Origin of the sequence: Pseudomonas sp. GWSMS-1, from assembly GCF_049847425.1 — a bacterium.
Classification (GTDB): domain Bacteria; phylum Pseudomonadota; class Gammaproteobacteria; order Pseudomonadales; family Pseudomonadaceae; genus Aquipseudomonas.
Map to the genome: position 1 here is coordinate 52,451 of NZ_JBMHHV010000001.1, position 18,418 is coordinate 70,868.

General features: G+C 57.5%; 24 protein-coding genes and 1 pseudogene. 9 read left to right on the top strand and 16 right to left on the bottom strand.

Translation table 11 applies throughout. The features are described 5' to 3' along the window. Positions 1-24: 24 nt before the first annotated feature. The 8 genes from ACEPAJ_RS00250 to ACEPAJ_RS00285 form a co-directional block, all read right to left on the bottom strand. The gene (locus ACEPAJ_RS00250) at positions 25-1,563 is read right to left on the bottom strand and encodes an IS3 family transposase (RefSeq protein WP_100773587.1); all 1,539 of its coding nucleotides are present in this window, start codon (positions 1,561-1,563) and stop codon (positions 25-27) included. Between the two features lie 208 nt (positions 1,564-1,771). Next, positions 1,772-2,575, bottom strand: coding sequence for an IS21-like element ISPst3 family helper ATPase IstB (istB, locus tag ACEPAJ_RS00255; RefSeq protein ID WP_324747545.1), 804 nt, complete (start codon positions 2,573-2,575; stop codon positions 1,772-1,774). Next, complete coding sequence (gene istA / locus ACEPAJ_RS00260) at positions 2,568-4,067, bottom strand: IS21 family transposase (RefSeq protein ID WP_139134708.1); 1,500 nt, start codon at positions 4,065-4,067, stop codon at positions 2,568-2,570. Before istA ends, istB begins: the two co-directional genes overlap by 8 nt. A 103-nt stretch (positions 4,068-4,170) precedes the next feature. Next, positions 4,171-4,458 (bottom strand): hypothetical protein, encoded by a 288-nt coding sequence (locus tag ACEPAJ_RS00265; protein ID WP_425912872.1) that lies wholly within the window; start codon positions 4,456-4,458, stop codon positions 4,171-4,173. A gap of 130 nt (positions 4,459-4,588) precedes the next feature. Then, positions 4,589-5,614, bottom strand: coding sequence for a hypothetical protein (locus ACEPAJ_RS00270; protein ID WP_069900554.1), 1,026 nt, complete (start codon positions 5,612-5,614; stop codon positions 4,589-4,591). 42 nt (positions 5,615-5,656) lie between these two features. Then, positions 5,657-6,184: a transglycosylase SLT domain-containing protein gene (locus tag ACEPAJ_RS00275; RefSeq protein WP_425912874.1), complete on the bottom strand. Its 528-nt coding sequence runs from the start codon at positions 6,182-6,184 to the stop codon at positions 5,657-5,659. Beyond that, a complete protein-coding gene (locus ACEPAJ_RS00280; protein ID WP_069900552.1) occupies positions 6,171-6,434 on the bottom strand; it encodes a hypothetical protein in 264 nt (87 codons plus the stop codon). The genes ACEPAJ_RS00275 and ACEPAJ_RS00280 overlap by 14 nt, the downstream gene beginning before the upstream one ends. 21 nt (positions 6,435-6,455) lie before the next feature. Further along, positions 6,456-7,442 carry a ParM/StbA family protein gene (locus ACEPAJ_RS00285; protein WP_346100260.1) on the bottom strand — a complete coding sequence of 329 codons (987 nt, stop codon included), beginning with the start codon at positions 7,440-7,442 and terminating at the stop codon, positions 6,456-6,458. Between the two features lie 269 nt (positions 7,443-7,711). Between ACEPAJ_RS00285 and mobI the strand changes: the two genes are divergently transcribed. The 8 genes from mobI (at position 7,712) to ACEPAJ_RS00325 (ending at position 13,357) form a co-directional block, all read left to right on the top strand. Beyond that, entirely contained in the window at positions 7,712-8,200 is a 489-nt protein-coding gene (gene mobI / locus ACEPAJ_RS00290) for a conjugative transfer protein MobI(A/C) (protein WP_069900550.1), read from the top strand. An 813-nt stretch (positions 8,201-9,013) separates the two neighbouring features. Next, positions 9,014-9,181, top strand: a complete 168-nt coding sequence (locus tag ACEPAJ_RS00295) for a hypothetical protein (RefSeq protein WP_170827764.1) — start codon at positions 9,014-9,016, stop codon at positions 9,179-9,181. Positions 9,182-9,366: 185 nt separating this feature from the next. Next, a complete protein-coding gene (locus tag ACEPAJ_RS00300) occupies positions 9,367-9,744 on the top strand; it encodes a hypothetical protein (protein ID WP_069900683.1) in 378 nt (125 codons plus the stop codon). A gap of 90 nt (positions 9,745-9,834) precedes the next feature. Beyond that, the gene (locus ACEPAJ_RS00305; protein WP_069900547.1) at positions 9,835-10,536 is read left to right on the top strand and encodes a DUF2786 domain-containing protein; all 702 of its coding nucleotides are present in this window, start codon (positions 9,835-9,837) and stop codon (positions 10,534-10,536) included. A 249-nt stretch (positions 10,537-10,785) separates the two neighbouring features. Beyond that, positions 10,786-10,989, top strand: coding sequence for a hypothetical protein (locus ACEPAJ_RS00310; protein WP_069900546.1), 204 nt, complete (start codon positions 10,786-10,788; stop codon positions 10,987-10,989). A gap of 109 nt (positions 10,990-11,098) precedes the next feature. Beyond that, on the top strand, positions 11,099-12,199 hold the full coding sequence (xseA, locus tag ACEPAJ_RS00315; RefSeq protein WP_425912893.1) for an exodeoxyribonuclease VII large subunit: 1,101 nt from the start codon (positions 11,099-11,101) through the stop codon (positions 12,197-12,199). Positions 12,200-12,213: 14 nt separating this feature from the next. Further along, on the top strand, positions 12,214-12,384 hold the full coding sequence (locus tag ACEPAJ_RS00320; RefSeq protein ID WP_425912877.1) for a hypothetical protein: 171 nt from the start codon (positions 12,214-12,216) through the stop codon (positions 12,382-12,384). A gap of 826 nt (positions 12,385-13,210) precedes the next feature. Continuing rightward, positions 13,211-13,357, top strand: coding sequence for a hypothetical protein (locus ACEPAJ_RS00325; RefSeq protein WP_425912879.1), 147 nt, complete (start codon positions 13,211-13,213; stop codon positions 13,355-13,357). Positions 13,358-14,367: 1,010 nt separating this feature from the next. Here the strand turns inward: ACEPAJ_RS00325 and ACEPAJ_RS00330 are convergent. Together ACEPAJ_RS00330 and ACEPAJ_RS00335 are read right to left on the bottom strand one after the other, a co-directional pair. Then, positions 14,368-14,574 carry a hypothetical protein gene (locus ACEPAJ_RS00330; RefSeq protein WP_425912881.1) on the bottom strand — a complete coding sequence of 69 codons (207 nt, stop codon included), beginning with the start codon at positions 14,572-14,574 and terminating at the stop codon, positions 14,368-14,370. A gap of 133 nt (positions 14,575-14,707) precedes the next feature. Continuing rightward, positions 14,708-14,923, bottom strand: a complete 216-nt coding sequence (locus ACEPAJ_RS00335; protein ID WP_425912882.1) for a hypothetical protein — start codon at positions 14,921-14,923, stop codon at positions 14,708-14,710. Positions 14,924-15,059: 136 nt separating this feature from the next. Here ACEPAJ_RS00335 and ACEPAJ_RS00340 point away from each other — a divergent pair, with 136 nt between their 5' ends. Further along, the gene (locus tag ACEPAJ_RS00340) at positions 15,060-15,386 is read left to right on the top strand and encodes a hypothetical protein (protein WP_425912883.1); all 327 of its coding nucleotides are present in this window, start codon (positions 15,060-15,062) and stop codon (positions 15,384-15,386) included. Here ACEPAJ_RS00340 and ACEPAJ_RS00345 read toward each other — a convergent pair. The 6 genes and pseudogenes from ACEPAJ_RS00345 to ACEPAJ_RS00370 form a co-directional block, all read right to left on the bottom strand. Further along, positions 15,326-15,874 carry a hypothetical protein gene (locus tag ACEPAJ_RS00345; protein ID WP_425912885.1) on the bottom strand — a complete coding sequence of 183 codons (549 nt, stop codon included), beginning with the start codon at positions 15,872-15,874 and terminating at the stop codon, positions 15,326-15,328. The genes ACEPAJ_RS00340 and ACEPAJ_RS00345 overlap by 61 nt on opposite strands. Next, entirely contained in the window at positions 15,871-16,056 is a 186-nt protein-coding gene (locus ACEPAJ_RS00350) for a hypothetical protein (protein WP_425912886.1), read from the bottom strand. Before ACEPAJ_RS00350 ends, ACEPAJ_RS00345 begins: the two co-directional genes overlap by 4 nt. A 65-nt stretch (positions 16,057-16,121) precedes the next feature. Continuing rightward, positions 16,122-16,361, bottom strand: a complete 240-nt coding sequence (locus ACEPAJ_RS00355) for a hypothetical protein (protein WP_425912888.1) — start codon at positions 16,359-16,361, stop codon at positions 16,122-16,124. Positions 16,362-16,390: 29 nt separating this feature from the next. Next, on the bottom strand, positions 16,391-16,747 hold the full coding sequence (locus ACEPAJ_RS00360) for a hypothetical protein (protein WP_425912889.1): 357 nt from the start codon (positions 16,745-16,747) through the stop codon (positions 16,391-16,393). A gap of 325 nt (positions 16,748-17,072) precedes the next feature. Beyond that, the gene (locus ACEPAJ_RS00365) at positions 17,073-17,441 is read right to left on the bottom strand and encodes a hypothetical protein (RefSeq protein ID WP_425912890.1); all 369 of its coding nucleotides are present in this window, start codon (positions 17,439-17,441) and stop codon (positions 17,073-17,075) included. An 835-nt stretch (positions 17,442-18,276) separates the two neighbouring features. Next, positions 18,277-18,418 (bottom strand): annotated as a pseudogene (locus ACEPAJ_RS00370) (MerR family transcriptional regulator); the annotation flags it as partial.

Consider the following 18,418-nt stretch of genomic DNA (forward strand, 5'->3'; position numbering starts at 1 on the left):
GATGCGGACAAAAACTTGGACTGGTTATGCCGCGAAGCCCAGGCTTTCACGATACTCAATGGGACTGAGCGCGCCGAGGGAAATCTTTATACGTTTTTCGTTGTACCAGCGAATGTATGAATCCAAGGCCTGAATGAACTGCTCGATGCTCGTTGACTGCCAGTTGCGAGGATAGAACAGCTCCGTTTTCAGTCGGCCGAAGAAACCTTCACAAGCCGCGTTGTCAGGTGAGCAGCCTTTGCGCGACATCGAACGAATCAGCTTCGCATCAGCGATGCGCGATAACCAGCCGGGCCAGCGGTAGTGAGCGCCACGATCGGAGTGAACAACAGGCCGTTTATCGTTGCTGACCACCGTTTCGACAGCGGCATCCAGCATCGTGTTCACAAGCTCGGCATCGGGACGCGTGCCGATCGACCAACTGATGACCTTCCCATCGAAGCAGTCGATCATGGGGGACAGGTACACCTTGCCGGCCGGGATCTGGAACTCCGAGATGTCGGTCAGCCATTTCTCATTCGGAGCTAGGGCCGTGAAGTCGCGGTTGAGGAGGTTTTCCGGCGCCGGACTGATCTCCCCGAGGTAGGAACCGTATCGACGCCGTTTCGGCTTGGCGACGACTAGGCACTCCTCCTTCATCAAGCGCTGCACCACCTTCTCTGAAAGGCGCACACGCTGCCTGCTCAACGAAGCTTGCATCCGACGGTAGCCATAGCAACGATGATTGCGCTCGAATATGTCCGCCATGGCACGACGCACTTCGGTGTACTTTTCCGCGACCTGCATTCGGGCTCGATGATAGAAATAGGAGCTTCGGGCCAAGCTCAGTGCTTCAAGCAGCTCTGACAAGGAGTATGTCTGCCTCAGGGCATCAGCCAGCAATGTCTTCTCCCGATTGGTCAGGACTTGCCGGTTGATGCCCGTCTCTTTTTTTATGAGTTCATTCGCCCTCATCAACAGGTCATGTTCAAGCTGCAAACGGCGAACATTGAGCTGGAGAGATTCGAGTTGCCGCTGCAACTCCTCTCGTTCCGGTGACCATGAGGGTTCAAGCCGACACTTCATGGATGGGGATACCTCTGGGCCGAGTAGCTGGTTTTTCCAGTTGTACAAGGTCGGCCTGCACACGCCCAGCTTTTGAGCCAGGGCTTTCGCACTTTCTTTTCGCGTGCACAGCGCGATGACGGCTGCCTGCTTCACCGCTGGCGGCCGGGCTAACCCGTCTGATCGACCGACAATACGCGTATGCAACTCGGGGTGCATTTCGTAAATCCAGGCACGCAACGAATCCCGCGCGGGGTAGCCCAACGCCTTGATGGTAGCGGCGATGTTGCGACCGTATTCGAGATAGTGCCCGACAGCCTTTTCCCTTTGGGCCAGTGAGTACTTCGACTTCGAGTTCTCGTAGCCACGCGGCAGGTCGAGGCATCGCTCATACTCTGCGTGCCAGCTCTTCAAAGAGTTCTTCGTCGGGTAGCCCAACTGACGAATAGTTGCCCCGGTTCGCTTGCCCAGTTTGATGTAGAGCTTGACCGCTCGGATACGGTCTTCGTATGAGTACATGAACTACCTCCAGGTAGTCCAAGATTTCCGCCGCATCCCCACCCTGCCGATTGAAATTTGACCCAGGGCGGATTGCTGATTTTGTTACCAGCAACTGTGGATAAGTCTACCAGCGCAGCTGCTGTTGCCCCCACTCCTTCGCTAGCCCAGTTCAGTTGTTTAAGACCTGCCACACGCAGCCATGTAGCAGGCCGTCGTCGCCATGAAATCAGAACGGCTCATCGTCCTCCGGTTCTTGGCCGCCCTTACGCTTTCGCTCCCGTGATTTGATCTTGGCCTGGGCCGCCAAGCTACTGTGTTGCAGGCGATAGGACTCGTTACCGGTTTCGACGATGTGGCAGTGGTGGGTCAGCCGATCCAGCAGGGCGGTGGTCATCTTGGCGTCGCCGAACACGCTCGACCATTCGGCGAAGCTCAGGTTGGTGGTGATCACCACGCTGGTGTGTTCGTACAGCTTGGACAGCAGGTGAAACAGCAACGCACCGCCAGCCTGGCTGAACGGCAGATAACCCAGTTCGTCGAGGATGACCAGATCCATGCGCAGCAGTGCCTGGGCGATCCGCCCGGCTTTGCCGTCGTGTTTTTCGCGCTCCAGCAGATTGACCAGATCGACCGTGGAGTAGAAGCGCACGCGCTTACCGTGCCGGGTGATGCCGGACACGGCCAGCGCGGTGGCTAGGTGGGTTTTACCGGTGCCTGGCCCACCGATCAGCACCACGTTCTGCGCGGTGTCGGTAAAGCTCAGATTGGCCAGCTCGCTGATCAAGCGAGCGTCGGCGCTGGAGGCGCTGAAATCGAAGCTGGCCAGATCGCGGTGCATCGGCAGCTTGGCCATGTTCATCTGGTGGCTCACCGAGCGCATGGCGCGATCTGTGTGCTCTTGTTCCAGCAGGTGTTCGAGCAGCCACTTGGACGAGGCTGTGTTCGACTCACCCTGTGCAGTTAACTCCGCCCAGGCCGTGGCCATGCCGTGCAGGCGCAGCTCCTTGAGTTCCGCCATCAAATCACGCATGACCGACCTCCTCGGCCTGGCCACGCAGGCGGTCGTAGCGCGCCGTGTTAGCGACGGGGGCTTCCTTGAGCGACAAGTGGGTTTCGACGCTGGGTGGTGGTTCGGATGCTGTCAGCCGTGCCACGACATTGAGGATGTGTTCGGCGCTCAGGCTGCCGCTCTCCAGTACCAGCTCAACGGCTACCAGCACGGCATCGAGTCCGGCGACCGGTACGGCAGCCAGGACTTGCGCCATGATCCGGTCACCGCCGGCATGACGCCCCAGACCGTGCTTAAGCTGACGCAGCGGCGCTGGCAGATCAGTAAAGGGCGCTCCGTTGCGCAGCGCGCCGGGCTTGCGCTCAATCAGCGGGATGTAGTGCTGCCAGTCGTAGCTGACCTGTTCGCGATCCAGCAAGCGCGCATGGCTGGCAATCAGCGCATCATCGGCCACCACCTCGATGCGGGTCGGATACAAACGGCTGCTGACCCACTTACCCGCGTACTCACACGGCACCGAGTAACGGTTGCGCCCGACACTGACCAGGCAGGTGCTGGAGACCCGCGCAGGCCGCTCGACGTAACCGTCGAAGGCCGCGGGCATAGGCATCAGTTCGGCGCGCTCCAACTCCAGTACCTCGGCCACACTGAGCCCGCTGTATTGAGGGTGCGTCAGCTCGTTCCAAAGCGCGCGGCAGCGCTGGCCCAGCCAGGCATTGAGTTCCTCGAAGGAGTGAAACTGGCAGTCCTGGGCGTCTAGCCAGATACGCCTGCGGCTGTCTTGCACGTTCTTTTCAACGATGCCCTTTTCCCAACCAGCGGCGACGTTGCAGAAGTCCGGATCGAACAGGTAATGCGCGCACATCACCGCAAAGCGCGCATTCACCGCCCGGCCTTTGCCCTTATTGACCTTGTCGACGGCGGTCTTCATGTTGTCGTAGATGCCCCGGCGCGGCACGCCGCCCAAGGAGCCGAACGAGCGTGTATGGGCGTCAAATAACATCTCATGGCCCTGGCTCGGATACGCCACAAGCCAGAACGCACGGCTGGCACACAGCTTCAGATGTGCCACCTGCATACGCCGGTAAATGCCGCCGACCAGCAAGCCTTCCTCGCTCCAGTCAAACTGAAACGCCTCGCCAAGAGCAAAGGTCAGCGGCACAAAGGCCTGCGACGCCTTGCCCTGTCCCCCTCGCCAGGCACGGATAAACGCGGTGAGCTGGCTGTAGCCACCGTCATAACCTTCGGCTTTGATTTGCGCCAACAGCGCCTTGGCACTGCGCCGCTGTTGCTTGGGCCGCAGCGAATCGGCTTTTAGCGCCTGCTCCAGCGTGGCGTGAAAAGGGCTGAGTTTGTTGAAGATCGCGCGGCGTTGGTAGACCGGCGGCTTGGCCTCAGGTGCTCTGACCCACTTGCGAATCGTGTTGCGCGCCAACCCGGTGCGCTTGGCTATCTCATGCAGCGACAGCTTGTCGCGGAAATACATCCGGCGAATTTTGCCCATCATTTCCATACTGATCACCCTGTGTTCTCCTGCTCAAAAATTGAGCAGAAGCAGTTGAACACCTGGGTCAGTTTTCAGTCGGCAGAACAGCCTCTACTGGGTCAGTTTTCGGTCAGCGGCAACAAATCATCACCTCATTCAATTTCATGCCGACCATAAAGATCAGGAAAAAGGCGATTACCGAAAGAATGAAACCAACGTGACGCCACATCATGGTGTCACGGATGTCACGCTTACCGTCCCACTCCTCACTCAAGCAAAACGGGCAGCAACTGGATACCGGCTTACCACCACCGAACCACCAGCCATACTGCCAGCCCACAAAAAGCCCGCGCGACCGCAGAACAGTAGGAACCATCATCTTCCCGCAGCACTGGCACTGAACCTTGTTGTCCGACATGACAACCTCCTTCATATCTGATCTGTCATGGGTAAATGATCCCACAGGTCTGACAGAACCCAAACCCAACGAAAAAGCCCCAACCGGGGGAGAAGGGGCTTTCATGGGGTATCGCCTTTCCTGGTTGGGGCTATTCACCGCACCAGGGGCAAGCAACCGGAGACAGAGTGAGATGGACGTGGCTTTGCCCGCACGACGCGCAAGGCTTCAGCTCGATCTCCTGCGCCCTCAACGCTGACGCTAGCCCGTATGCGTTGCTGCTGCTGAGGCTGTCGACATTGCTGATGCCCAAGGCAGTAGTGATCTTCTTGTACTGCTCATGAGCAACGACGACACCTCGCCCGTTCACACTGCGCATCGCGTCAGCTGCAAGCATCACATAGCAACAGACAAAGACCAGGCTATGGATTGGCAAATCCGTGACAGTGGCCTTCGCCTGCTTGATCCGGCCAGCAGATGACTGGCACATGACGCGCTCGCGAAACAGGCGACGCTTGATGCAGTCAACGGCCCCATCAGCGAGCCCAGTATGCAGGGCTACCAGGCGGGTCTGAATCCGTGCCTTTAGCATCACGGCGGCAATGTCTTCGACCTTCATCAGCTGCCGGTCGAATTCTGCGATCTGGCCGAGGCCTCGGTTGTTCCGATTGAGCCACGAGTAGTCCGCAGTGAGGATCTTTGCTACGTCCCTGAGCATTGAATCTGGGCTTTCAGGGTCGAGCTGCAACTTCGAGAGATCAGCGCGGATCTCCAAAGCGAAACCGCCCTTGCCCACGAGATCGATTCGCTCATCGAAGTCACCAGACCAGAAAACTTGAAAGGCCTCCTCGTCGAATCCGATACCGATAAGCGGATGGAAATTGTTCTTCTCCGAGTAGGTGCAAGCCTCCATCATCATGCTGTTCCGGTAGATGGTGGTTTCAAAGAAGCGGTCGTCATAGCCCTTTGACTTACCTACTGACAGGGTTCGGTAATAGACCCTGAACACGCTCACCGGGAGATTATCGAGTGCTTCGAGCTTCTTCTTGCTCAGGGTCGATATCTGAACGATTTTCCCCTCACCCCTGTGCGTCGCATGGACGGTTCGTGAGCCGTCAGCTGTAGATAGCAGCTCGCGAAGTGAAATCTGAGACAGCGCCTTATTGATCCTTCTCACGTTAAGCCTCACTTGCCAGGCGCTTCAGCGAGCGCCAAATCGTCATAACCTGGTGAGCATATTTCCGTGCATCCTGCTCGCGCTTCGGATTCCGCGTGTGATAGCCGCGATGGCCAGATGGATGTCCATGCGGTTTGCTGCTATTGCCTCACAGAGGATTTCAGCCCCTACGCGGACGTTGACCTCGGGATTCAGTAACTCCACTGGCTGCTCTACCCGCGAGCCATTCCAGCGGTAGTTGATTTGCATCATGCCGATATCGGTCAGCTTGTCCTCGGCAATGAACTCACCGAGAGCGCGCCGCGCCTCCTCCAAGGTGGAAGGGAAATACGCACCTCTTGGCTGATTTCTCAGTGCCAGCGGCTGCGGTGCCACCATGCCCTTACTGACCAACGACTTCGACTCCTGAAGCGCGATGGAGTAGAGCAGCAGAGGGTCCGGCTTACAGTGCGACGCCTGCGACGCCTTCTCCCATAGGGTGCCCTTCAGAGAAAATGCGTCGGCATCACCCGCGCTCAGGGGCAGACAAACTGCCACCCCCAAATTCAGCATCCACTTATGAATTAGCACTTGTTATCCACCCCGGAGCCTTACGAGACTTCACTTCACGATCAACACTATCAGCGACTTCCGGAATCCCAAGCGCGACAGTTTCCGATGAAGGCGCAACCGTTTGAACCTGATTTGCTGGCTGCCGCATTTGGGCAAGCATCATCGCAGCAAGGGCAATTAGCCGCTTCCCGCGATACTCTTTATCGACAGCCTCCAAGTGATCCAGAAGCTCCTGATGAGCCGGTGTGACGCGAATTTGAAGTCTCATTTTCTCGTAATCCCTTACAACTTATTGGGCGATTGCAATGCGCCAGAAACCCTCGGCATTACTACTCACACTATTCTTCGGTTTCAGGACTTGCGCCTCGGGAAACTCCTGGCGGGCAAAACGCTCGTAAATACTTGCACCACCACCGCCCAGAACAACACAGTCAACTGCTCGGCCTTTAAGAAAGCGCAACCCTTGCTTAATTTCCGTCATAACGGCTGGGATGATTCGGCTCGCTGCTTTTTCCATGTATTCAGCGATCTGAATCTTCTTACCATAAAGCATGATTGTTTCTTTCCCGGACTGAAGTGCGTGCTCAATCTTTTCAACACCCGTAATGCCGCCGTAGTCTTTGGCGATTTCTTCATTGCAGGCCTCCAGCAATACAGACATTGCTTTGAGGCTGCTATTGCTGGAAGTTGCAACCAGCTCGCGATGATCAAAAAGCACCCAGTCAACACTAAAGAAGCCTGGATCAATAATCAGAACCACGGACTCTTCAACCATTTCCGCATGTTCGCCGCCGCAATAAATCTCGGTTAGCGTCCCAATTGGCTGAGCCACCACCTCAACACTCTTCACCTCGATAGAGCGCTTTGCAGATATCTGGTGAGTGCCCACCATCCGAGCCTTGAGGCTATCGACATAGCTCTTGTCACGGGCCTGAGAAACCGGGAGACCAGTCACGAGACGGTCAATCACGTCATCCTCACCAGCAGCGAGCAACAGCGAACCTTTGAACAGGGCCTTGTATGCAGCGCTGGCTGTGTAGTCCTCGTGCAACTCACGACCACCCTGAGCGCGACCTGGTGCAGCGAAGGCAACCCACTGCTCACCATCAACATCTACAACGACTTCGCCCTCACGAAGCCCGGCATCGCCCGGAAAGCTATTGAGCGGAGTAGCTTGTGCCGGTCGAATGACGACATCACAGGCATCCACATCCGACGTTCCGTGCGCGCTGATCACGTTGCTGTAGCCGATATCGAGGCCAACGAAGGTTCCCATAGACAATCTCCAGTCCATTTGCACACTGCCGCCTACACCGGATGGGTGTCAGATGACGACGACAGGGGCTGTAATCAAAGAATTCATGCGCCTTCACCGCTAAAAATCGGCAAAACGACACAAGGCGGTCACAGGATGACGACGCGGAGTGATTATTAAGGGCTGGCGGGGATGTGTGACGCTGAATCAGGACGGAATCCGCACAGATTAAACTCCAATTTGAGGCTGCTTATAGCCATCCTTCGCCCAACCAGGAAAAGGAGCCTCGAATGCAGAACAGTTTTGACCCCACGACAACCATTGAAGGCCTAGACGAGGCGTACAACGCCCTAATGGACGCCGCGCGCATTCTGCGGGATGCCTTCTTTATAGAGGCCAAGGCTCAGCTTGATGGAAGCCTTACACACGTCCCTATCGTCATTTCCATCAGGAAGAACCCTGGAAACTCGACATCGATCAACTGGTCACGAATGCTCGTGAGCAAGGGTTCATCCAAGGGAGCAGCCAAACCATTTCCGCGCGTAATACCCCGCAAGGCTGGCAAGGGAAACCGCGTCTATCACTACCCGGTCGACCAGTTCCGGTTCCTGACACCAAACCTAAGGCGTCTGGTTCTGGGCTATGAAGCTAGGCTGGCTGCAATCCGCGAGCACTCAAGCGCCTTGCTTGAAGAGCGTCGCCGCATTCTTGCCCTTGCCGCCAAGATCGATACCGTCCTTGATCAGTGCGCAGACATCAAGACTCGGTTAATCCCCTAGAAGGCCCGTGGCACTAGGCTGTGCGCCTATCCAGGAACCCGGTTTTGTGACTGTGTGAGCCTATCCTGGTCACGTTTCTCAAAATTGAGGTCGTGTGAGTCTATCCAGCCCTAGTGGCACTAAGCTGCGCGCCTATCCGGCAACCCGATTTTGTGACTGTGTGAGCCTATCCTGGTCACGCTTCCAAAATTGGAGGTCGTGTGAGCCTATCAAGCCCTAGTGGCACTAGGCTGCGCGCCTATCCTGCAACCGATTTTGTGACTGTGTGAGCCTATCCTGGTCACGCTTCCAAAATTGGAGGTCGTGTGAGTCTATCAAGCCCTAGTGGCACTAGGCTGCGCGCCTATCCGGCAACCCGATTTTGTGACTGTGTGAGCCTATCCTGGTCACGTTTTCAAAATTAGAGGTCGTGTGAGCCTATCAAGCCCTAGTGGCACTAGGCTGCGCGCCTATCCTGAAGGACAGAATTTTCACCCTATCAACACTGGATATTTTTAAATATAGACGCGCAAGGCTCTAGCACGGGGCTTTCAGCGGTTTTTTTGAACCTATGTCAATTGATCGACGATTCACATAGTTAGTAATGGGGAAAGGCATTTTCCGAAACTGTGTCGCGCAGCGTATGTGTGGCTGAGTTGAGGGGAGTGGGCGGTCCCGAGGTCATGGCCAAGACGACTTGGGTATGCGGGGGATTCAGGGAGAATACTCGGCATGGAGAACTGGCAGCGCGAAGGTTCAGTCGGGGGAGAAAACACCCCTTGCAAATTTGCGGATTGATTGGCCTGAGGTGATGGATCTCGGCATGGAGTTGAGATGGGACTGATCGAGCTACTGGTGATGCAGATAGGAATTTTGCTGCTGGCACTTCTGCTGAGCTGGATGACGTACCGGATGATCCGGAGCGTGCTTCGCGAGGCAGCGGAGGACTGGAGGGCGATCCTGGAGCAACTGGGGAAGGTGGACAGAAATGATCTTCGGTAGATTCGTCGACCTTGGGGTCTGGACTGGCGCGATAGAGTCGCTGGTCTTCACCCTTGGGATTTGCTGCTGCTGGCCTGCCTCATACGACTGGCGGCGAAGGTTGCGCTGTACGCGGTTCGCGCGGGTGTGCGACTGAAGGGGATGTGCAAGGTCAAGGGTTCGGCCATCAAGTGACTGGTGTTGATTTGGAGTTCAAGGAAATCGAGGGAGGCCGGCTGTGGCCCCCGGTGGTGGATGCGGGTGTTGTGAGCGGCTACGCCAGGGTTGGCAGCGGCCAGCGTGTGGAGCTGTTCGAGGTGAGCGATGCAGGGCTTTCCGGGCCAGGGATCTGCTACCTGTGGTCTGACCTTGATGGCATCTCGATCAGCGATGGCCTGATCCAGATTCACAGCGATAAGTACCTGTCTGGCGGCCTGCGGTTCGCGCTGGAGGGATTGAGCATCCGGGGAGCGAACGGAGTTGAAGTGAGACAACAGGATGGATACCCGGTGGCCTACTGCCTGCTGAATCGAATTACCTACGAGCAACAGAAGCTGGTAGATGAATTCGATGTTGGGTTTTGACCTCCGTGTCGCGAAGCGAAGTTTGGCTTGCCTTGGGATTTGGCTTCTATCAGGCATTGTGCGACTGAGCCATCTAGCCAGGGTGTGAGTATGAGTATGGAGTCGAATAGTTTTAGTCGTGAGCGGGCGCTGGAGAAGATCAAGAAGTGTTTGGCGCTTGCTGAGTCCCCAAATCCGAACGAAGCTGAATCTGCGTTAAGGCAGGCACGAAAGCTGATGGAAAAATATCAGCTCGAAATGTCCGATGTAGATTCGTCTCGCGCGGACGAATATGTGCATCAAGTTGGTAAGGCAACCCGACAATCAGCACAGTGGGTTCGTATGCTGGGTGTAGTTGTTGCGGAGTCGATGGGCTGCATTTGTTTTTTTAGAAGCGGCACAAAGGGCCAGGCGCTGATATTTATTGGCAGTGTTGGTAGCGGCGAACTTGCGGCTTATGCGTATGACGTTTTATCGCGCCAATTGCTCTCGATGAAAAAACATTACCTTGAGAGCTTGCCGAATCACGGTAAGGCTTATAAGCGCAAAATGGGTACGCTTTACTCGGAGGGTTGGATCGCTGGAATTGGAAAGCGGGTTCAACAGTTTGCGGGTATGGACGAACAGACAGACAAAGCTGTGACTGCGTTCTGCGAGAAGCACTACCCGGACGTGAGTATTTCGGACTTCAAGCGTCGCAAAGTTAGCAGTGATGAATACGAGGCCAGTCTTGCAGGCCAAGATGACGGCGGAAAAGTTTTCCTGCATCGCCCGATGGGCCGAGAAGAGCAGGCGCTGCTTGATCTTCAGTGATTGAAAGGCTCAACCCTTGTCCCGCTTCGGCGGGATTTTTTTCCTGCGTTATCCACGGAAACTGTGGACAAGTCGGTGGGCAAATTGCTGTGGAGGTCTGGCGACAGGAGGGGGCGCGCATGGTCAAAAAACGATCAGCTCATGAATGACCTTTGACGGCCTCGGTCACCAGTGGGCCTGCTTGGGTCTGCCCCTCAATCTGAGAGAATGCGAGCTACATTCCTGCACTGGGTACCGGAGACTGAAGACATGACGCAGCGCGCGACTTACGAAGAGAACATGGCGTTTATCGATGACACGGTGAAGCGTCTGGAGCAGAACCAGGTGGGGATCGACGAGCTTGAGTCACTGGCTCGCGAATTTGCGAGCGCCCGTCAGTTCTGCCTGGAGCGGATCACCCGGATTGAATCGGTGCTTGCGCAGACCCTACAGGGCGACCAGGTGCAGGGCTGATGAGCAGCGTTGAAGCGGGTGTTGACCACCAGACCCTAAGCGGGTACTTGCCGGTGTTGAGCGCGCAATCAAGCAAGCGCTGCCTGAGCCGGAATGGCTTGTTGCAGAGCTGTCGTCGTTTACGGTTACCGGCAAGGGAGCTGTGTTCCTGGATCTGCTTGAGTCGGCAGATGGACGCGAGGTCGCCAAGGCCAAGGGGGTGATGTTCGCCAACGTGGCGCGCAGAGTGCTTGAGCAATGGCGAGCAAGCACGGGCGGAATCCCTGAGGCGGGTATGCGGGTGCTTGTGAAGGTACGCGCGGACTTCTCGGTGCAGTACGGCTTTCAGCTGCAGGTGACGCAGATTGACCCGAGCTACACCCTTGGGGAGATGCAAGCCAAACTCCAGCAGATAATTTCCACCCTGACTGCCAAGGGCTGGTACGACATGCAGCGCTCACTGGCTTCGCCGAGCGGGTTCTGGAAGGTGGCGGTGGTCTCGCCACACGAGGCGGCAGGCCTGGCTGACTTCAAGCGCGACGCGGACATCCTGTCGGAAGCTGGGGTGTGCCAGTTCGAGTATTTCTCTGCCACGTTCCAGGGAGCTGGGTGCTCGGAGAGTATTCGGGGTGCTTTGCTGCAGGTGCATGAGCGCAACCAGGAGGAGCGGTTTGACCTGGTGTGCGTGATCCGGGGCGGCGGGGCGAAAGCTGATTTGGCGTGGCTGAATGATATGCAGCTTGCGGCGTGGATCTGCCGGTTTCCGGTGCCGGTGTTCACGGGCATTGGCCATCAGGTTGATGAGTGCGTGCTCGACTTGGTGGCGCACCGCAAGTTCGACACTCCCTCGAAGGTGATTGGCTACCTCAAGTCGAGCCTGCAAGCTGAGGCGGCCGGTCTTCGTGCGCGGATGGAACAGGTGGCCAGTCGCATCTCGCGCCTGGCAGCAGATCAGTTGCCACTGCTTGAGCGTCAGGGATCTCGCTTTGGAGGGTTGAGCCAACGGTTTGTGCATGGTCAAAAGGCGGCCCAGGAGCGCGCCTGGAGCGATTTCGCCCGTTTGGCAACCCTGCGCACGTCCGAAGACACGAAAACGCTTCTAAGAGCCCCCGAGGCGTTTTCCCGTCTTGCTGGCGGACTATGTTCAGCGCAGCGAGCGAAAATTGCTCTGGTGAGCTCGCAGGTGGCTTCTCGGGCCTCATTGGTGGTGGAGCGGGTCGTGTTCGACTAGATACGGCATGCCTGGTGTACGACAAAACCAATCCACTGACGTTGCTATCGCGAGGCTTTGCCCTGGTGCGAGGTGTAGATGGCGAGATAATCAGCAGTGCCCAGCAGGCTCGCGACGCCCTCAAGCTCGATCTGGCCTTCGCGATGGCCATGTCATTGCTGCAGTTGAGAGTCACTGAAAACTGAGCAGCCGAGCTGAGCACTGAAGCTCATGTCTCGGCTGCGGCTGGAACACATCGTGGGTTGCTGAGTTCAGTGTAGTGAATGGCTCCAATGGACCGGAGTAGGTCGCTGTTCTGCGCCCCGGTAGCGCCATCTCTTACAGCATAATTCCGGGTACTCGCTGGCGATCCACAGTATGGGTTTCGGAGCGGGAACCAGCTCCTGGCAGTGCAATCCATCAGCGATCTGGATGCAACCCGGCACGATCCTCGCGGCCGACCTAACGTCGACAGACACCCCTGATTTTGTATCGGTGCGCTTGTACAACCGCTAGTGAGAATTACGAACAGAGCGAGTGCAGAGCATGGCGCGGCATGAGATGTTTCCTCTGGGTTGAGTCCGATCCGAATCATGCCACTCGGCTCGAATATCCCAAGCCGACCAATGCGAAGCCGAGCGGGCAGCGCGGATATGCAGGACAGGCTGAAGCTCGCTTCTGAAAATCTGATTAAACATCCGGATCATCCGATCCCAGTAGGCATGGCTGACTTTGTAGGTCGCGACGGTGCCCAACTCCATCAGGTAATTCTTGATGGCATATTCTCTCGGGCGGGCCTGCAGGCTGGCTCTAATCTGGCGCAAATCCATTCTGAATTGGCCGCTCACGGCTGATGGCCACTGGTACAACGTGGAGGATTTTTTCCCACGGAGAGTCCTTGATGGATATCAGCGAATTCACCCCCGGCACTACCTACCGCATGACGATCGTTCCCTACCTGGACTGTGAGCCCGGCGAGGAACGGGTCAAGGTGCTCAAGGTGCTATCGCCAGTCACAGCGGAAACTCCCGCATGGATGATGGCGAATCGGTTGAGGTTCCACCGCCGCAGGTACTGGCCGAGTGGAAGAAGTTTCTTCGCGTGCAAGACGAACACGGCGATGTTCGCCTCCAGACCCCTACGCTGGTTGTCCGGGCCGAAGCGGTCACTCGCGCATGATCGAGGCAGATAAATCCCACTCAATTGCGGGCAGGGTGAGCACGCTTGTGCGGCGATGGCGTCTCTGCAGGGATCAGCCCTATGGTTTATTGCCTGGATAGTCGCCGCTGGCTTCATTGGGGCCTTGACCGCGAGAGCGATGGGCAAAAAGCGCAAGGCTGTGCGAGAGGCGATCTATGCCCTGTGCGTGCTGGTGGGGATGGTTCTTGCGGTGTTGCACTACCTGGGCAAACTGCCGATGTAGGGCTGAGGGTTGCGCGGGGCCAGGAGAATGGCCAGCCCCGCGCTCTTGGTATGGGAGTGATCCCAGTCTTGGTAGACCTGAGAGGAACTTTAGTCTCGGGTCGAAGTAGAAATCAGGGACTGTAAAGTCCTAGTCGAAGGCCAGTGTATAGGCCGCTCCAGTCGGAGCCATTAAACGTCGATATCGAGACCGCGCAGCAAGTTTGGGTTCTTCTGGATGATGACTCCCAGAATTTTGGTTGTGGCTTCCAATTGAGCACGGGTCTGTTCGAGCAAAGGGCCACAAACTGAATGCCTTCAGCGAAGCCAGCAGCCTTTACTGCTTGAGCGCCGCCCTGAAGAGCCACGTTCCTGTTGCGGGCAGCCCCACCCGAACACCACTTGCCTGTCTTGGGGTTGAAGGTTTTGCCGGTCCAACCGGCGTCGAAGTCAGCTTGGTTTTTCATGTCATGTACTCACATTGGTTTTCCTAAACCTGCGCTGGAGTGGCAGGCCAGGCTAAGCCTAGAGCATGGGAGAGAGTGTGCCAAACCTTGGGTCTACTCCGGCGATGCCTCAGGCTTGACCACAAGCACCCCGTTGCGGGTATTCCAGCGATCAATATCTTCTGGGATATCAAGGTTCAGCAGCGGCAACTGAGCCCCCTTGCAATTCTTCGTTTGGCAGCGGCATGTGGGTTGAACTTACGCTGGCTGACGGTGAGCGGCTGACCGCAGAACGGGCAGGGCTCAAGATGTGGGTGGCTGGCTGACATTGGATTTCCTGCCTCAGGCCGCGCCGGGATCGACGCGGACGTAATGCGCCTTTTCGGCAACATAGTGGATCGTCATGCCTTCGCCGCGCAGCTCGGCGAGGACCAACTTGAAGGGTCGCCCGGTGCCGTCGAAAGGGCGCACGGCGGCGCGGATATTGGATTTGATGTTCTCTATCTGCGGACGCAGCGAGTTGGAAATTGTCTTGTTGCCTGGGCGCATGGCCGGAACTCCGTGGTGTTGGGCGATTACTGCAGCTGCTCGATGGCGGCTTCAACTTGAACCAGCGCGTCGCGCGAGCACTTCAACTCTGGTTGGATCAACTGAAGCCCAGCAAGGTCGCGGCTCATCACCATCACGCAATTGTCGAGCGCAACACGCGCGGCATGCAGGGCCTCCAATGGGCTCGGCGCTGACTCAACCGGCTCGGGTTGGCCAAGGGCTTCTTGAGGGTGAGGTAGACGAGCGGGAAAACCAGCTCGGAGGCGACAGCGGCGTTCTTGCCGACTTTCAGCGATGCCTCTTCAGCGATGGAAACCAGCGTGGCGTGGTCGAGGGGTAGGGCGTGCATAGCGTTCTCCTTGTTGGTGAACCTATGCTCGCCCGGACGCTGAAAATCCCAAGCACAGCAACCAGTTCATGGACCAGAACAGATCCATCTGCCCCCGCCTGGAGCCGCCGAGCATTGCCACCAGGGCAGAAGGGTCATGCAGGAAAGGCTGGAGGCCGTGACGGTAAATCTGGTTGCTCATCCGCAGCATGCGGTCCCATTCCATGTGCGAGCCCTTGAAAATCTGCAGGGTGCCCAGCTGCATCAAGTAGTGGATGCCGGCAGTGGGGCTCTGATCGAGCGTGACGCGCTTGAGCGCATATTCCAGGTCGATCCCAACGAACAGATCCGCTGCCTCCTCGTCGATGTCAAACTCGCCGCCTGTATTGCAGTCGGTAACGTACTGACCGTTTTTGGTCAGAGTCAGGATTCCGCGCTGGCCGCTGCCGCCTCGATGCTGCGCAGGCCATTGAACATATCCTGATAGAACTCATCAGCGAACGGTAGGAAGGTTTCAGGGAAGCGAATATCTGCCTCGGTGAAGACCGGCAGTGCCGCGATGTCCGGTATCTCGTAACGAATGCCCTGCTCAAACACCTCAAGGAATATCCGCATGGCGGTGAAAGGCTTCTGGTAGCCGTAACGCTGCCAGAGGCAGTCGATGGCGATCAGCTGCTGCAGGCTCAGCACCTGAAAGCGCGGCTCGATGCCCAGTCGGGCGGCCTCGTCGACCTCATCGAGCTGAATGGTGAGCAGGATGCCCAGTAGCTCCCTGGTGAATTCAGGGCTGTAGCTGTTTGGAGCAATTTTTATCTCCCCGGTTTGCTCATTCACGGTGCGCGATAGCCAGCAGCGGGACGGGTCGAAGTGCCGGGCGCGGATGTAGTTGCGCAGATCGTTGAGCGGCTTGAGCCAGCTGTACTCGCCACCCTCCTTGGCGATCATGTTCTCGGCAGAAGAGTCGCGGCTCACACGAGTGCAAGTCCAGCAGCCGGTACGGCTTCCGCAGGCGGGCGCTCACTCTCGCGGCCAGCGAGGTAGACGTTGACCATGCAGTCCCCGCCATTCATGTCGCGGTACACCTCAACCAGCTGATTGAAGGGGTCGTAGCACTCGATCTTTCCGAGCGGACCATGCCGATGTAGGTGAAACATCCATCGTGGTCATCTGAGCTATCGGGCTCAACACCCAATCATGACCCCGGTATCAGCGGCCAGGTTCACTGCCGCACTGGCGCTCTCTCCACGGAGTTCATCATCCTGGCCCGCTGGGCGGACTCATCGAAACGGGTTCCGATCAGGGACACGAGTTCATCGCCTGCCAGCTTGCGGCCCAGGTCGGTTGAAATCTCGCGGGCAATTGCCTTCTTCACTCGCTCAAGCGGGGTGGCCTTCATCAGCTGCTGGCATTTGGTGTTGGCCCCCACGGACGCAATCAGTCGGCCGCCGACCATGCCCACCAGGTAATCGTTACTCAGGGAGGGAGAGGCTACCCAGACCTTGAGATCAATGCCCGTGCGAGCCCCGTATGCGCGGATTCGCTCATCTGGTGCTGGTTGTAGGCATGCACCACGGGCGACTCGACCTTGGTGTCACTGTGCATGATGTGCAGGCGAGGGCACTTGAAGCCTTCGCAGGCCAGCTCACGGACGGCAGTGAGTGCGATGTTCAGGGTGCAGGAACTGTCCTTGCCCCCGCTCCATGCGACAACCAGGTGCTTGCCGGCCATGAGTTCTTGCTTAACGGCGAAGACGGCAGCAGCGACCTTTTGCTCGAAGCTCATCTCTTCGAGGGCGACTGGCTCCCGTGCAGAGGTGGCGAGCTGGCTGGCGTCAAAGAGTTTCATGGCGGGCTCCTGGTAGTCCGGCACCTCCTTGGTGCCAGTCATTACAGGCTACGAGAGGGGCCGAGAATCCCAAGCCGGATACCGACAGGCCAGATCAACCGCGGCTAATCGAGAAAGATATTTCCGCTCAGACTGAGCAGAAAGGGCAGGGAAATGGAAGGCGGGGCCAGGGCCGGCAAATCACGGCACTCTGGCTGTGCCGATCCCGCTCAGCTGAAGCGGGACTGGGTGCGCTTAGGCCGCAAATTTGCGAAGGGAGCTGATCAGATCGCCGTCCCAGCGACAGCCCGACTTACTGGACTCGCCGTGGTAGACGTTGAAGTAATCACCTTTCTGCATGTCGTGGGGTACACAGGCCGATGCACGCACGTATGACCGGCGATGTCGTAATCGTTGTACCCGTGCTCATCCGCCACCAGCTGAGCGGATATTTTCTCCTGGATTGCACAGCCCTGTCACCATGCAGCAGGGTAGCGGCGTCCTCATGCCCCACCCCCTGATCGCGCTCAGCGTCGCGCATCGCCTCGATGCGGTCCGCATGCCAAGCGTCCGCCTCCACGATGTCAGCTTGATCCGCACTCCAGGCAGCACACATTCCACAGAACTCATCCAGGGTGAAGGCTTTGGTGCGAAACTCGCTGCCGGTGCTGATGGTGAACCAGAGGTGATTTGGCCCGGAGCTGGCCAGCTCCATGCAGTGACGGCTAAATGCCTTGCATACTCCGGCTTGGCCTCGGCGCTTTCGTTGAGCAGCGTCCAGCCTGCGACGAGGGGGATACGGGCCTCGCTGAAGCCTGCGCTTTGCAGATCCGCCACCAACCCTTCAGCGCGCTTGAGGAGTACTGGGAGAGACGCACCGTTTAACAACATGAGGGACGGAAGGTCGCCATCACCTTCGGAGGTGAGCGAGAGCCAAAGACCCTTGGGAGTGGTTGAGCAGTAGGAATTTGCATGGTCGTGTACCCGTTGAATGGAGTTGGGTTCACTGTACGGGCGCTGGGGGAAATCCCAAGAACGAGGTCTCTACCACTCAAGATTCAACAGGCCAGGCTGAACAGGTGCAACAGCAGGCTCAATCCAGCCGTACTTGCCCTAGATGGCCAACGCCGTATTCGAGAGAGATTTTCCCCTCTCCAGTTTCTCGTTGAAGCGTGTACTAGAGAGGGTGCGGGTGCGCCTGCAGCCAGGCGGCAAGTTCGAGCGAGGCCGCGCGAACCTTCAGCAGCTCGGCCATCTCGCAGGGCGGGATAAGTCGGCGGGCATGGTCATTCCTCTGGTTGGAGGACTACCCTACCGGCGAGCGAGAATGTTTTCGCATCAGCCTCGGGCAGCTGCAGCCGCATGGCGTAGGTCTTAGAAACTACGGCATCGACCTCGGCGGCGAAGGCTGCTGCTAGTGCTTCAAGCTCCTCGTCCGATCGACGTGGGTGATCGGCTTCCAGCCTGCGCGAATACTGCTCAGGACATTTTGCCCCTCGCTCTCATAGCTGGCTGGAAGGGGCACCTCAGAAAACGGAAAATAAAGCACGCTAAGGCATAGCTGACCTTGCCAGGCCTGCTTCGCCCTGTAGTGACGCGATCAACGGGCAGGAAACATTCCCCTTTCGTGCATGGCAGGCGCACACGAGTTCAGACAGCACGGTTCCATGCGCGCCAAGTCGGCCATCTTCT

What these genes read in the sequence shown, in the direction of transcription:
- ACEPAJ_RS00325 (WP_425912879.1), top strand. Translation starts at nt 13,211, where the DNA reads ATGGATGATGGCGAATCGGTTGAGGTTCCACCGCCGCAGGTACTGGCC.
- istB (WP_324747545.1), bottom strand. Translation starts at nt 2,575, where the DNA reads ATGCGTGATTTGATGGCGGAACTCAAGGAGCTGCGCCTGCACGGCATG.
- mobI (WP_069900550.1), top strand. Translation starts at nt 7,712, where the DNA reads ATGCAGAACAGTTTTGACCCCACGACAACCATTGAAGGCCTAGACGAG.
- ACEPAJ_RS00340 (WP_425912883.1), top strand. Translation starts at nt 15,060, where the DNA reads ATGCAGGAAAGGCTGGAGGCCGTGACGGTAAATCTGGTTGCTCATCCG.
- ACEPAJ_RS00310 (WP_069900546.1), top strand. Translation starts at nt 10,786, where the DNA reads ATGACGCAGCGCGCGACTTACGAAGAGAACATGGCGTTTATCGATGAC.
- ACEPAJ_RS00330 (WP_425912881.1), bottom strand. Translation starts at nt 14,574, where the DNA reads ATGCGCCCAGGCAACAAGACAATTTCCAACTCGCTGCGTCCGCAGATA.
- ACEPAJ_RS00295 (WP_170827764.1), top strand. Translation starts at nt 9,014, where the DNA reads ATGGGACTGATCGAGCTACTGGTGATGCAGATAGGAATTTTGCTGCTG.
- ACEPAJ_RS00250 (WP_100773587.1), bottom strand. Translation starts at nt 1,563, where the DNA reads ATGTACTCATACGAAGACCGTATCCGAGCGGTCAAGCTCTACATCAAA.
- ACEPAJ_RS00265 (WP_425912872.1), bottom strand. Translation starts at nt 4,458, where the DNA reads ATGTCGGACAACAAGGTTCAGTGCCAGTGCTGCGGGAAGATGATGGTT.
- ACEPAJ_RS00305 (WP_069900547.1), top strand. Translation starts at nt 9,835, where the DNA reads ATGAGTATGGAGTCGAATAGTTTTAGTCGTGAGCGGGCGCTGGAGAAG.
- istA (WP_139134708.1), bottom strand. Translation starts at nt 4,067, where the DNA reads ATGGAAATGATGGGCAAAATTCGCCGGATGTATTTCCGCGACAAGCTG.
- ACEPAJ_RS00285 (WP_346100260.1), bottom strand. Translation starts at nt 7,442, where the DNA reads ATGGGAACCTTCGTTGGCCTCGATATCGGCTACAGCAACGTGATCAGC.
- ACEPAJ_RS00365 (WP_425912890.1), bottom strand. Translation starts at nt 17,441, where the DNA reads ATGGAGCTGGCCAGCTCCGGGCCAAATCACCTCTGGTTCACCATCAGC.
- ACEPAJ_RS00360 (WP_425912889.1), bottom strand. Translation starts at nt 16,747, where the DNA reads ATGAAACTCTTTGACGCCAGCCAGCTCGCCACCTCTGCACGGGAGCCA.
- ACEPAJ_RS00335 (WP_425912882.1), bottom strand. Translation starts at nt 14,923, where the DNA reads ATGCACGCCCTACCCCTCGACCACGCCACGCTGGTTTCCATCGCTGAA.
- ACEPAJ_RS00280 (WP_069900552.1), bottom strand. Translation starts at nt 6,434, where the DNA reads ATGAGACTTCAAATTCGCGTCACACCGGCTCATCAGGAGCTTCTGGAT.
- ACEPAJ_RS00350 (WP_425912886.1), bottom strand. Translation starts at nt 16,056, where the DNA reads ATGTTTCACCTACATCGGCATGGTCCGCTCGGAAAGATCGAGTGCTAC.